General features: G+C 49.1%; 13 protein-coding genes, 1 tRNA gene and 1 pseudogene. 8 read left to right on the forward strand and 7 right to left on the reverse strand.

What is annotated here, in order from left to right:
* Positions 1-22: 22 nt before the first annotated feature.
* The 4 genes from BN4_RS06715 to BN4_RS18095 form a co-directional block, all read right to left on the reverse strand.
* Positions 23-346: a hypothetical protein gene (locus BN4_RS06715; RefSeq protein WP_157871293.1), complete on the reverse strand. Its 324-nt coding sequence runs from the start codon at positions 344-346 to the stop codon at positions 23-25.
* Between the two features lie 24 nt (positions 347-370).
* The gene (locus BN4_RS06720; RefSeq protein WP_015414622.1) at positions 371-1,450 is read right to left on the reverse strand and encodes a hypothetical protein; all 1,080 of its coding nucleotides are present in this window, start codon (positions 1,448-1,450) and stop codon (positions 371-373) included.
* A gap of 225 nt (positions 1,451-1,675) precedes the next feature.
* Positions 1,676-2,332 (reverse strand): tyrosine-type recombinase/integrase, encoded by a 657-nt coding sequence (locus tag BN4_RS18090; RefSeq protein ID WP_322785977.1) that lies wholly within the window; start codon positions 2,330-2,332, stop codon positions 1,676-1,678.
* A complete protein-coding gene (locus BN4_RS18095; RefSeq protein ID WP_015414624.1) occupies positions 2,281-2,856 on the reverse strand; it encodes a hypothetical protein in 576 nt (191 codons plus the stop codon). Before BN4_RS18095 ends, BN4_RS18090 begins: the two co-directional genes overlap by 52 nt.
* A gap of 125 nt (positions 2,857-2,981) precedes the next feature.
* On the opposite strand from BN4_RS18095, the gene BN4_RS17690 reads away from it, so the two are divergent.
* Positions 2,982-3,072: transfer RNA gene (locus tag BN4_RS17690), tRNA-OTHER, on the forward strand.
* A gap of 1,170 nt (positions 3,073-4,242) precedes the next feature.
* Here BN4_RS17690 and BN4_RS18315 read toward each other — a convergent pair.
* Positions 4,243-4,416: a Fic family protein gene (locus tag BN4_RS18315; protein WP_083863079.1), complete on the reverse strand. Its 174-nt coding sequence runs from the start codon at positions 4,414-4,416 to the stop codon at positions 4,243-4,245.
* Between the two features lie 207 nt (positions 4,417-4,623).
* Between BN4_RS18315 and BN4_RS18100 the strand changes: the two genes are divergently transcribed.
* Genes BN4_RS18100 through BN4_RS18105 form a run of 4 tightly spaced genes read left to right on the forward strand, consistent with a single transcriptional unit; the run spans position 4,624 to position 7,109 of the window.
* Positions 4,624-5,070 carry a hypothetical protein gene (locus BN4_RS18100; RefSeq protein WP_231856585.1) on the forward strand — a complete coding sequence of 149 codons (447 nt, stop codon included), beginning with the start codon at positions 4,624-4,626 and terminating at the stop codon, positions 5,068-5,070.
* 12 nt (positions 5,071-5,082) lie between these two features.
* Positions 5,083-5,961 carry an RHS repeat domain-containing protein gene (locus BN4_RS06730; protein WP_015414628.1) on the forward strand — a complete coding sequence of 293 codons (879 nt, stop codon included), beginning with the start codon at positions 5,083-5,085 and terminating at the stop codon, positions 5,959-5,961.
* A 51-nt stretch (positions 5,962-6,012) separates the two neighbouring features.
* A complete protein-coding gene (locus tag BN4_RS06735) occupies positions 6,013-6,549 on the forward strand; it encodes a hypothetical protein (protein WP_015414629.1) in 537 nt (178 codons plus the stop codon).
* Positions 6,550-6,572: 23 nt separating this feature from the next.
* Positions 6,573-7,109, forward strand: a complete 537-nt coding sequence (locus BN4_RS18105) for an RHS repeat-associated core domain-containing protein (protein ID WP_322785978.1) — start codon at positions 6,573-6,575, stop codon at positions 7,107-7,109.
* Between the two features lie 461 nt (positions 7,110-7,570).
* Here BN4_RS18105 and BN4_RS06745 read toward each other — a convergent pair whose 3' ends face one another.
* Positions 7,571-7,813 (reverse strand): hypothetical protein, encoded by a 243-nt coding sequence (locus tag BN4_RS06745; RefSeq protein ID WP_015414632.1) that lies wholly within the window; start codon positions 7,811-7,813, stop codon positions 7,571-7,573.
* Between the two features lie 112 nt (positions 7,814-7,925).
* Positions 7,926-8,776: pseudogene (locus BN4_RS18110) on the reverse strand (IS5 family transposase).
* 568 nt (positions 8,777-9,344) lie between these two features.
* Here BN4_RS18110 and BN4_RS06765 point away from each other — a divergent pair.
* From BN4_RS06765 to BN4_RS06775, 3 genes are read left to right on the forward strand one after another with little or no spacing between them, the layout of a single operon-like run.
* Entirely contained in the window at positions 9,345-10,238 is an 894-nt protein-coding gene (locus tag BN4_RS06765) for an aldo/keto reductase (RefSeq protein WP_015414636.1), read from the forward strand.
* Position 10,239: 1 nt separating this feature from the next.
* Complete coding sequence (locus BN4_RS06770; protein WP_015414637.1) at positions 10,240-11,547, forward strand: aminotransferase class III-fold pyridoxal phosphate-dependent enzyme; 1,308 nt, start codon at positions 10,240-10,242, stop codon at positions 11,545-11,547.
* 2 nt (positions 11,548-11,549) lie between these two features.
* Positions 11,550-12,302 (forward strand): cytidylyltransferase domain-containing protein, encoded by a 753-nt coding sequence (locus BN4_RS06775; RefSeq protein ID WP_041720181.1) that lies wholly within the window; start codon positions 11,550-11,552, stop codon positions 12,300-12,302.
* Position 12,303 lies beyond the last annotated feature (1 nt).

Here is a 12,303-nt window from a genome sequence, read left to right on the forward strand (position 1 = left end):
CGTACAATGCCTGCCGTTAAGTTTAATCAGTAATAGAAGGGCCGTCTTTGAGCCAGTTCACCAAAGCTGGAATAGATCCAACCTTTTTTTCAAGCGGCATATCCCAAGCAGTCTCACCAGCTTCCTGAATTGCATCCCAAGAGAATACTAAATCGCCTCTGTCGACGGCAGTAAGAACTTTGTCAATATCTTCCTGCGGCAAATCAGCCAGTCCTGCTTCAAGGTATGCTTCCGAGTGCGAATCATACGCCTTCTCTTTCAATTCCTCAGGCTTTGATTCGTCCCATTCGCCGCTGCGCAGGCCAGCCTCCATCTTAAACTGCAACCGGTCCTTGGTCCACTCCATCCATCCCTGCCCTTCTTCAGACAATTAAGCCTTCAACTTGTCGAACCGCTTGACGTATTTGTCCCCATACTCCCGGTAATAGTCGGGAGCCTTCTTGCCGAGATTGCGTTCTTCAAAATCTTTGGCTCGCTTTTCATAATACTCGGTTTTGCCAAGTTCATCCTTGACCCATGTGGGCTTGGAGCCGGGCTTCTGCTTGTAATGCTCGTCGACATCCATGGTGCTGTTGCCGGTCTGCTTTTCCCATTCGCCGATGAGTCGGGCAGCTTCTGTCGCGTTGTCAGGTTTGGCGGCTTCGGCTTTCCCTTCCATCTCCCGCGCCTGTTCCACAGATGACTTGGCTGGAGCAGCCTCGGGCACATCTGCCTTTTCTTTTCCCTCAACCGTTTTCTGCCGTTGCAGTTGTTCGCTCTCTTTACCGTTCTCACCTGTCGTCGGAATTTCCGCAGTTTGTGCTTTTTCAACCCCCGCATACCCCAAGTACTTGTCATACATGGTGTCGGCGTCCTTTTCATCGAACTTGACCTCAGACATCACGTACTTATTGATGAGGTCAAAAGCCGCATCGTCGTGCGCCTGGACATCTTTGTCATCCTTTGCGCCGAGTGCGCCTTGAGCGAAACGCTGCAACCCCTTGTCGAGAACGCTTCTGGAGCGCTCATTGAGCTTGTCCACGGCGAACTGGTGGCCCTGTTTCAGGAAACCATCCTTGATCTTGGGTAACGAGTCTGCCAGGGCAGTATGCCGCTTGCCGCCTTTGGGTACGGACGAAAGCAGGGAGTGCTCATAATCATCGAACTGCTTCTTGAGACCGTTCGCGTCCTTGGACGGCTTATTGCCGGTGACGTTCTTCTGCCAGTCGGTCAGCCCTTTACCGAAGAAGTCGTGCGCCTCGTTTTCTTTTTCAACGGTGAAATTGAGGCGATCCAGGTCATGGTAGGCATCGCGCTTTTGCTGCCGTTGTTGCTGCTGCCGCTGGTTCTGATTGTTGGAGCCAATCTCCATTTCCAGGGCCGTCTTGCGCTGCCCAGGAGTGGCGTTGTCGAGCATCTTTTTCTGCTCGTCTGGGTTCATAGTGATAAGTGATTTTCCGAAATCAAACATAGCCGAATTCCTCCTGTCAGGATTTTGATTGTTTAAAGATCAAACAGCCTAACCCCGGTTTTCGGCCCAGGATGAAAACGGGCAAAAAAGGACGAAAAAGGACACTAAAAGGGCAAGAAATCCACTTGACAGCGCTTTTCCATCAAGATGTTTTGGCGGAAATGCGAAATCCGCGCTATTCTAGTGGGTTAGCGAGGCGGGGCAATGCTGCCGAATTTCATTCAGTTAGCGGTGTTTGGAAAGCTGGATAATTTCTTTCTCTGCATCATCCTTCATGGCATCCGTAATAATATCCTCAGCCACATTCGCGGCTTTCTTCAAGGCATCATCATGCAGGTGCGCATATCGTTGCGTCATCTGCGGGCTCTTATGCGTCAAGAGCTTCTGAAGCGTGGACATGTCCACCTTGCCGGAACTGGCGAGCATGGATGCGTAAACATGACGCAAGCCGTGCAGAGGGCGGAAATCCTTCGGAAGATTTGCCCGTTCTTTGATGCGCTTGATAGGACCACGGACATCCTTGCGCTGCCCACCGTTTTGGCTAGGGAATACATAGGGGCTCTTCGTTCGACTGTGGGACTCAAGCAGTTCCCTTGCAGCTTTCATCATCGGGATCTTTTGCGACACACCACCCTTAGGATCGTCCAGCAGAATAAAACCGCGCTCAAAGTCCAGGTCTTTCCATTTGAGACGAAACAACTCGCCACGCCACATGCCTGTGTACACAGCCAGCTTCATCATTCTTGCGACGTCGATATTGGAGTCTACATCGATAGCCTTGAGGAGTGCCTTGAGCTGGTCAGCAGATAAATCCTCTGTCTTGACGTTGTCTACCTGGGGAATCTCAATGCTAAGTTTGGATGGATCAGGCAGCGGGCACAGTCCTTTTTTACCCCGAAGTTTATGAGTCGCTTCAGGAGTGAAAGGATGAGCTTCACAGTCTGAGGTGACTTCTTATCCTTCTTGAGCAAACGCAGGCGCAACCGGTCTACGTCGAGAGTAATGATGTCGGCAGGAACCTTGTCGCCGACCTCCGGCTTAAGGTATTTCTTGTATCGACTCTTGTCGGGAAGATGCCCCTTGTAGTTGGTCTTCTGGGCTTCGTATTCGTCCCACAGACGTGTAATCGTAGGACGCTCTTCGCGCTCCTTGCGTTCTGCCTCTTCCTGCTCTCGACGTTCCCTGTTGGACTGCTCGTCGCCATCGATTCGCATGCTCCGAATTCGGGAGGCCCGTGCCGGGGTCATGTCGTCTCTTTTTTGCCTTCCGGCCTTCTCTTCGACGAGTTTTCCCGCTTTTCGGTACAAAATATAGTAGATTTTCTCCGGCTTCCCGTTGACCTTGTTTGTACCATCTACGGAGTAAACACCCGGATAGCCTGTCTTAAATCTTTCCTTTCTCGGCATCGCTTTGCTCCGTTGTGCCCAACAAAGTACCCAACATTTAGGGTGAAAACAGGGGTAAAACGGTGCAACGTCAAGCAAGTCATTTTTTAGATTTATTCAAAATAATAAGCTACATGCAAGACAATGCAAAAAGATGCAAAAACCTTGCTTTGGTCTTAAAAACCAATGTACGGCAGTGATGTCGTAGGCAGATTCGACTCCTGTACACTTCCGCCATTTTTGTTTTTAGAGGCGTACCTAACACTATCTCCAGCAGATGGCGTGAATTTGGAAACTAGTCATTTTCTTTGAGGACAGCCTCTTTCTTCAACTTTTTTTGCCAATCGCTCACCAAGTAAGCGACCATGTCGAATCTCCTGATCTACCAAGATGTAGTCGTTGCGATGGTGTTCGACGACTATCTTTACGTCGAGTAGCTTGCTCTTAACCCTCGCTAACTGCCTAGCGTATTGTCTCCCAGATATGTTTCTTTGTACCAGTCCACATCAAAACTCCGTCAAGACCGCCATAAAGGCAAAGGAATAGCGTTTGTACGCATGGGGCGATCAATTCGTTATCTAAATGAAAATATTAAAAATTTATCAAAAAAAATTGTACCCAAGCCTCTAACTAGGAGTCAAACGATGAATTCAAATCTTACCTCGAATATGGCGACTATCACAGGCAGCAAGCAGTGCTTGCAAGACAAGGTACGCACTACGGACCACATTGTGGCCAAGGCGATTGGAAATCGTAAGACCTTGCTCACAAAACTCGTATCTGACGGACAGGCCATCAATGTATAGGCAATCTCTTACCTACGAAGAGTTTTACCTAGAGGCAAAAGAGAGGTTCCAGATACCCCTTAACAACAAGGGGGGAGCCTGCCCCATTTCGGCAACTGATATTCTCAAAATGGATTTTCCACATAATCCATTTCTTTTGGAGAATGTTTGCAGCACATGACCACCCCCAACACTCTCGGCTGAAATATCCGCTTTTTTTCAAACAGTTACGACCAATCCGTGCGGCTTTAACCATTTATTGCCATTCTATCACATACCGCACACTCCCTCCCCGCCGGTCTGGACGAGCATCCCGGCATCAACCAACCTTTTCAGATCGCGTGTCGCTATCGCAGAGGATACTTTTGTCATGCCGTTGTACTTCTTGTTCGAAAAGCCGCCCTCGAAACCGTCTGGGCCAGCGTCGAGCACCTTGTTAAGCACCTTCCGCTAGCGGTCATTGATGGTGACCCCGGAAAACCGTTTCCGGAAGTCTGCCTTCATAATGGTCAGTCGGGTCAACTCGCGGGAGTTCCGCATCCCCTGCTCAACGGTTTCGAGGAACCAATATAGCCACCCAGCGAGGTCGTCTTCGCCCTTTTTCGCCTCCTCCAGGATCGGGTCATACGCCCTCCGGGATGCCGGAATCTGTAAGGGTATACTGTAGGGACGTTTTCTTGTCCTGGGCCATGGCCATGTCGGTGATCGCCCGAGCGAGGCGCCCGTTGCCATCGTCGAACGGATGCAAAGTGACGAACCAGAAATGGCCGTTCCCTGGCAATACGCATTTCGCCATCTTCAATCTCACCAAAAGTTATTTCAAACAGCTCGTATTTGCCTCGGGTAATGGAGGGTTGATTATGAGTTTACTTTGAGCACTGGCCAGCGCGGCTAAATACGCGCCTGAAAAACCTGTCAAGCACAATCGATCGAACCCAGCCTGTTTTTGGGCGACGGATGCGTGCATTTTGCCGACATGAAATCGTTGTTGAACGACAACGCCGTGTTTCGCTCATTTGGGCCGAAAAACCCATGGTACGCTCTCCGCAAACAAAAACAGGGCCGTCTAGCTCAGTGGTCCGGAGGAGATCCTATGAGCGTATTTGAAATGAGGCTGAAGCATGACCGGAACGGTCGAATCGTGGAGAGAACAGAAACCGTGGCCGGTCGGACCAACGTTTGGAGGTATGCCTACGACAAGGCCGGGAGGCTCTTCGAGGCGCACCGGGAAAACCGGCTCATCTGCCAGTGCTGGTACGACCGGGAAGGCCGTCGCCAGCGGGACTATTTCCCCGCCACCGTGGGGTCCAGTCATCGCGATTATCGCTACACCCTGGACAACCGACTTATGAGCGCGGGCAACAACGGGTACACACATGACAAGAACGGGTCCCGTTCCATCTGGTCGAACGGCTCCGCGTACCATCTGTACGAGTACGCGCCGGACTAACGGCTGCTCAAGATGGAAGTGGAGAACCAGAACCGCGTCTACACCTTTCGCCACGACGAAGAGGGCCGACGGGCCGCCAAGTACCTCAACGGCCAAATTGTCGAGGCCTACCAATGGTTCGACTTCATCCGCCTCGGCGCGTTCCACGACGGGCACATGGGGTACGAGTTCGGTTACGCAGATAACGCGCGGCTGCCCTTATCCATGCGGCGCGAGGACGGGGCGGTGTTCGCCCTGCATTACGACCAGGTCGGTTCCCTGCGCGTGGTTGCTGACACGGATGGCGACATGATAAAGGAAATCCTCTACGATCCCTTTGGCGGAATTATAGCGGACACCAATCCCGGTTTCCGCATCCCCATCGGCTTTGCGGGCGGCCTGCATGACCGCGATCTTGGTTTCGTGAGATTCGACTGGCGGGACTACGACACCTTCACCGGCAGATGGACCGCACCCGATCCCATCGGGGACAGGGGCGGTGATCCGGACTGGTATGGGTATTGTCTGGATGATCCGGTCAACGGGGTGAACCCGGTGGGACTGTTCCGGTTCGGTAAAAAAGGACTGTGGATACTGCCCGGTATAGGCACCGACGGCTCTACCGCCGATAAGAGAAACTATGAACTCAAGCATGAACACGGTTTCTACGAAGATGGTACGGGAGATAATGTAGGTCTGTTTAAAAATGGTATCAAAAGAGATCAAGATATCATCAAATACAAACTTGACGAAACACACTTCGACGATAAACGCATGAGACAGGCTGAAGAGAGTCTTTATCCGGGAAATTACAAGCTGTGCAAGTGGGGAGGCAAGTCCAATAATTGCCAGGACTATGCCGATGCTTTGCGCGAACGTTATCGGTTTTTACGCACTGCGGAAAAGCACTGATGCAACAATACGGCCGGGAGACAATTGTCTCCCGGCTGAAAAGGGATTTTTATGAAAGGTTTAAAGATACTCCTTCTCTGCCTCGTTCTTGGAGGCGTATTATTGTATAATTCCAACTGGTTTCAGTCATTTTTCCTGTACAACCGTTTTTACGAGAACATAGTTGATGTACCATTCGATGTGACAAAAAAAGGGGAGACGATTTCCCTTTCACTCAAGCACAAATTCAATACTTGCTATGAGTTGAATGTGGGGGTTCTTGATAAATACATTTTTCATCGTGGCACTGTTGGCCCAGGGGCTTTGAGGTATCGATTCATTTCAAGAGGCCAAGTCATCAAAGAAGGATTCACCTTTCCAGCGGAGAGAAATAATCTCACACTTTATCGAGGGGTTACTTTGATAACCATACTGGTATTCGACCTCCCTTTCCCCGGCGCAGGGAGTGATGTATCGCTGGAATTGACAGTAGATACCCCCATGACCTTTCTCAATGAATATGCAGGCAAAATTAAATGCAGCATCCGACCCAACTATAGTGCAGACAGGGGTGGCTGCGATGAGGAATTACGAATAGACTCCATGTAGCTCCGTGAGATTCCTTTGGCGGAATTATAGCGGACACCAATCCATGCCTGTGCGTACCCATCGGCTTTGCGGGCGGCCTGCATGACCGCGATCTTGGTTTCGTGAGATTCGGCTGGCGGGACTACGACACCTTCACCGGCAGATGGACCGCACCCGATCCCATCGGGGACAGGGGCGGTGATCCAGACTGGTATGGGTATTGTCTGGATGATCCGGTCAACGGGGTGGACCCGTTTAGTTTGTTTCAAATCATCGGCGATGGTCCCGGTGGCAGGATCGGCGGCGGTATAATCGGCGGGGCGATTTCAGGTGCCATCGATGGAGGCATCACCATGGGGCCTTTTGGCGCTTTGACTGGCGCTGCTGTCGGCGGTGCGCTTGGTGGATTGTGGTCTGTTGTCGATGAGATACCCAATAATCCATCCAACAATTCTCCCGGCGGCAGTGGCGGTTCCAGTTCAGGGTCGTCAGGGCCAGGAAGTGGGTCAGATTCCTCTGGCGGTGGTAGTACTTCCGGTGGAGAAGGGTATGACGGTGGTGGCGGATGGTACGGTAGATAAATACCAATATGGACAATGCCATGAGGAATAAAATGAATTGTACAGAGTGTGACGGGAAAATCCATAAATTGGATAAACGGATTGGAGGCCTAGTATGTATAGCCTTGGGCCTAGTAACCAGTCTCAGCGTATCTATGGATAATCCTTTTCATTGTACCAGGCTTGATACTTTTACTGTCTAGGCCCAGATATAAATTCTGGTGCCCACGCTGTAAAAAGATGGTTTCACCCAAAGAAGTCAAAGGGATCTAGACAAAGGCCAACTGCCATATGGAGGAGTTGGCCTTTTGAATTAGGTATGGTGTCCCCCTAATTTGATTTGTCATGGCGAGTGGTGGGCAACATCGTCGTCTGGCGGACTGTTTTTCGTAAGGCGATTATAGCTGCCCTTACTGCCCTCGCTCACCAGAAAAGCAGTCAGATTTGAAAAAGGAGGGAGCAGCCATGTCCCTCCTTTTTACTTACAACAGTTTGTAGACCTGTTTCACCTTGGGCGTCCCCTCATCGGAGGCAAAGACGATCTCGGCGAAGCGGATAAACGTCCCGTCGATGGACGCGCCCATGCCGCAAACGTCGCAGTTTGCCATGCCTTTGAGGATCAGTTCGGGACCGTCAAGGCTCACCGAAGCCCCGCACTCCATGTTGGGGAAAGAAATATCATCACCGTTGATATTAACCACTTCATAAAGCGAACATGTGGTCATCCGCTCTACGTTGTATCGACATTCACTGAATCCACATTATGATGGCAGCCAAGGCGATCAAGCTACTGTAGTTTGAAGATTTTATTTCATAACGCGTTGCAATTCTTCTGAATTATTTAAAGAAGCCGAATGTGTGTTCAATGGTATTACGTAAATTATATCGTTTATAATCATATAGCCTTTGATACTTTCTGTGCTTCCCGGGAGGAATTACCGCCTCACCACCTGTCTTTTTTACGGCATCCAAGACTTGTTGGGAATCATAGCCTTTGTCGGCGAGCATGTATTGCCATTGTCTTAAATAGAAAAATGCGTTTTCAACGAGATGCCGAACTTTGTAGAGTTTTTTTGTCGTAGTGTCGCTGCGTTTTCCGTTACTTGCGTGGTGAAATAACTGGCTGCATACCCTGCTGAAGAGATTGAGTGGGTATTGAATCTAAAACGTATCCGCGATCAGCAAGTAGTTTTTGAGCCCCCAAAGCACTCGATCAGTGCAATCGCCTGAGAACAATCTGCTGATGTACCTTTTGTAGCAGTAATCCTGAGCGACAGACCATGCGCATCCACGGCCAAATGCAATTTTGCATTGAGCCCCCTTTTGTGTGACTCATGTCTTGATTCCCTCCTTTTGCGCCCGCAACGTGGGGATGACTTTGCAATGGCTGGCCTCTATCATTAGCCATTCATAGCTCGTCTCATCTATCATAATTTATAATAATTTTTCCTAAATTCCTTATATCTCACCCACGAATAAGACGCCGGCGTATTGCTCCATCCACCGAAGCCAGGGGAGAGGTCTCGCCAAGACGCACCAGTACGCATTATCCAAAAAACAGCGTTGATAAACAAACGATGGTCAGGAGCCAAGCCACCCCAGCAGCCCTTGCGTCCAGGAAGGTGTGGTTCAAGTTTTTCCCAAATTTTGTCAGAAATGTCGTGGTATCCGTGGACTGGCTTCGGCATGATGTCCTCACTAGTTTTTTGACAAACAAAGGGGGCCAAACAACCAAACTTCTGACAATCTCGTGACTACATGACGACACTCTCGAAGGACACATCTGGATTACACTGAGTCTTGACACTGCAAAAGCAACCATAGATAATCATTATATACCCTTCACGGGCTTTCGTTGGTGAGAATAAGTGGAAATATAGCGTGAGAACTGAAATGCTTAATAACAAAAATATCCTCGTCACGGACAAGAGAAAAGCATTCGGGGAAAAATTTACAGAAATTGTTCTAAAGACATTTGGTACGAAGAAGCTTACTATGTTCAGCCTTGACGAGTTAAAAAAATCGAAATGGTCCAAAACCTCTCTCCAAACCAAAATCCTCCCATTCAATATTTCATCGGTGACACCAGAGACAAGAAATGATTGGATCGCGCATGCAGAAGCGTCGATATACTCAGGCTAGCTGCATCAATAAAATATTTTTCAATCGAAGACCCCCTCTACATCCTTGCGGATTTTTTTGGATTGCAAAAGAAAGAACTGACTTTCGTGGTAGACGCCATACTGGAGCGAGGCAATGTCAAAAACTAACTTGATTCTTGGAACCGTTCAAATTGGAATGAACTATGGCATTGCCAATGCCACTGGCAAACCAGATATAAAAACGGCACGGGAAATTCTCCAAGCTGCATGGGATGGTGGTATTCAAGAATTCGATACTGCAATAGGTTATGGAGAAAGTGAAAAAATCCTCGGCGTCATCTTGCATGAAATGGGTGTTTCGTCGCTTGCGCAGATAAATACTAAACCGCACGGTTCTTGGAACGGACAGGACTTTTCAGAGGTAAAAAAAGACCTGGAAGCCAGCCTCAAAAAACTGCACGTTGAGCAACTGAACACTTTACTTTTTCACAATGAAGCAATTCTTGAATCTTGGACGCCGAAAATAAGCGATGCCGTCAACGCACTCCGCGATGAAGGAAAAATTCGCAATGTCGGGGTATCTGTATATTCTGCTGATGCAGCAATGCGCGCCTTGAGCAATCCGGCGATTGATGTTGTCCAGATTCCAGCTAATCTCCTTGATCGACGATTTGAAAAAGCAGGTATTTTACATAAGGCCCAAAGCCTTGGCAAAGCATTGCAAATTCGGAGCATATTCCTCCAAGGTCTCCTGTTCATGGCCCCTCATCAACTGCCAGCGCACATGGCCTTTGCAAAAAGAGATCTGGCAGATCTGCATCACATTTTATGCGAATCCAATTTGACCTTAACGGCTGCCGCAATAGGATTTGTCCAGGCGGAATGGCCGGGATGTAAAATACTCATCGGCGCAGAAACCCAAAAGCAAGTTCTGGACAACTTGGATGCAGCTACAATTCAAATATCTCCAGAAATAATCGCTAGGATAAAAAAACAATTTCCAGATGTGTCCGAACAAATACTCAACCCTTCCCTATGGGGGAAATAGCATGAATAAATCCCAGGCAACACAAGATAACGCGAAACGCAGAATACCGGGAATGACCCAATTGCTCTCTAAACGGCCGGATCGATTCTCTGAAGGAGTCTGGCCTGGCTACTTCAGTAAAGCCAAGGGAGCGCATGTATGGGATCTCGATGGAAACAAATACCTTGACATGTCTATCGGAGGTATTGGGGCAACCGTCCTTGGCTACGCAGACTCTGATGTTGACGAGGCCGTAAAACGCGCTATTTCACTTGGTTGTGCAAGTTCGCTTAACTGCGCTGAAGAGTTGGAGCTTGCTGACACTCTTTGCGAATCCCACCCTTGGGCGACCCAAGTCAAGCTCGGCCGATCCGGGGGCGAGGCCATGACCATAGCAGTTCGCATTGCTCGCGCCGCCACAGGACGAGACGTTGTTGCTTTCTGTGGATATCATGGGTGGCATGACTGGTATTTAGCGGCAAACCTTGGGACAAAAAACGCTCTTGGGGAACATCTGATCAACGGTCTTGACCCGGCCGGGGTCCCTCAGAAACTTAAAGGAACAGCTTTTCCTTTCCGCTATAATGAGCTTGAAGAATTAGAAAAGATTGTTGCTGAGCATGGACACGAATTGGCAGCTATCGTCATGGAGCCGATCCGCGGGACAGAACCTTCTCCTGACTTTTTCCCAGGTGTCCGTGCAATTGCCGACAGAACCGGGGCGTCATTGATTGTTGATGAGATTTCTGCAGGTTTCCGTCTGTATCCAGGAGGGGCGCATATGAAACTCTTCGATCAACGCCCGGATATGGCGGTTTTTGCCAAAGCTATGGGGAATGGCTATCCGATTGCTGCTGTCATTGGCCGGGAAAAGTTCATGAGTGCGGCCCAATCGACCTTCATCAGCTCTACCAACTGGACAGAACGCCTTGGCCCGACTGCGGCATTGGCAACCATCAAAAAGTACGATTCACATAATGTCCATGAACATCTAACAAAAATTGGTTCCATGGTTCAGGAAGGTTGGACAAAACTCGGCCAAAAGCACTCTCTTGACTTACATGTCGGCGGAATGAAGGCCATGAGCCACTTTGCATTCAGCGGGAAAAACACGCAGGCCCAAAAAGCCTATTTTGTCCAACTCATGCTTGAGGAAGGCATTCTTGCATGTAACAGCATGTATGCCATGTATGCTCACACTGAAGCTGATGTCGAACACTACCTGAAGGCTTGTGACAAGAGTTTTGCCAAGATCTCTGCTTCCGGCGATACTGTTGCTGACAAGCTCCACGGGAAACCAAGTGCTGAAGGATTTGAAAGGTTGGCGTAACCATGACCAAAAAAATTACTGCAATCCTCCAGGCAAGGATGGGATCCACAAGACTGCCCGGCAAAGTCTGTTTGCCCATAATGGGGCGACCTATGCTCGAAATCGAACTCGAAAGGCTCAAAGCCTGTACGTGCATCGATGAAATAATATTGGCAACCTCGAATCTCGAAACGGACAATATGGTCGCGGAGATAGGAGACCATATGGGAATTCGAGTTTTCCGAGGTAGCGAAGACGATGTTTTGGACAGATATTACCAAGCAGCAACTATGGCTCAAGCCCAAAACATCATGAGAGTGACTGGCGACTGTCCGTTAATAGATTGCACCATCTGTGCGGCGACCGTTTCACTCTATAACTCGAACACCTACGATTATGTACGAACCTCCCCACAAGTCGCGGAAGGACTTGATTGCGAAGTTTTTTCGTATGCGGCCCTCAAACAAGCTTGGGAACATGCTGAAATCCCTATGGAAAGAGAACACGTAACGTACTATATAAATCGTGATCCAAAAAGATTCTCCCTGGCAGAATTGCCTATGGAGCGAGATGACAGCAACTATCGTGTCACAGTCGATGAGCAGGACGACTTTAATGTTGTCAGTGCCATATTTGAGGCTCTCACCCCAAAGCATGGTCTCCATTTTTCATTTGATGCAGTACGTGATTTTCTGGATAATTCTCCCGAAGTATCAAAGTTAAACAGTACTATCATCCGCAATGAAAGTTTCCTAAAAGACCTATCGAAAAGCTAGA

It is taken from the genome of Pseudodesulfovibrio piezophilus C1TLV30 (genome assembly GCF_000341895.1).
GTDB lineage: Bacteria > Desulfobacterota > Desulfovibrionia > Desulfovibrionales > Desulfovibrionaceae > Pseudodesulfovibrio > Pseudodesulfovibrio piezophilus.

Excerpts from the sequence above, each read along its gene's own strand:
- BN4_RS06715 (WP_157871293.1), bottom strand. The coding sequence starts at position 346 with ATGGAGTGGACCAAGGACCGGTTGCAGTTTAAGATGGAGGCTGGCCTG.
- BN4_RS06720 (WP_015414622.1), bottom strand. The coding sequence starts at position 1,450 with ATGTTTGATTTCGGAAAATCACTTATCACTATGAACCCAGACGAGCAG.
- BN4_RS18095 (WP_015414624.1), bottom strand. The coding sequence starts at position 2,856 with ATGCCGAGAAAGGAAAGATTTAAGACAGGCTATCCGGGTGTTTACTCC.
- BN4_RS18315 (WP_083863079.1), bottom strand. The coding sequence starts at position 4,416 with ATGGCGAAATGCGTATTGCCAGGGAACGGCCATTTCTGGTTCGTCACT.
- BN4_RS06730 (WP_015414628.1), top strand. The coding sequence starts at position 5,083 with ATGGAAGTGGAGAACCAGAACCGCGTCTACACCTTTCGCCACGACGAA.
- BN4_RS06735 (WP_015414629.1), top strand. The coding sequence starts at position 6,013 with ATGAAAGGTTTAAAGATACTCCTTCTCTGCCTCGTTCTTGGAGGCGTA.
- BN4_RS06745 (WP_015414632.1), bottom strand. The coding sequence starts at position 7,813 with ATGACCACATGTTCGCTTTATGAAGTGGTTAATATCAACGGTGATGAT.
- BN4_RS06765 (WP_015414636.1), top strand. The coding sequence starts at position 9,345 with ATGTCAAAAACTAACTTGATTCTTGGAACCGTTCAAATTGGAATGAAC.
- BN4_RS06770 (WP_015414637.1), top strand. The coding sequence starts at position 10,240 with ATGAATAAATCCCAGGCAACACAAGATAACGCGAAACGCAGAATACCG.
- BN4_RS06775 (WP_041720181.1), top strand. The coding sequence starts at position 11,550 with ATGACCAAAAAAATTACTGCAATCCTCCAGGCAAGGATGGGATCCACA.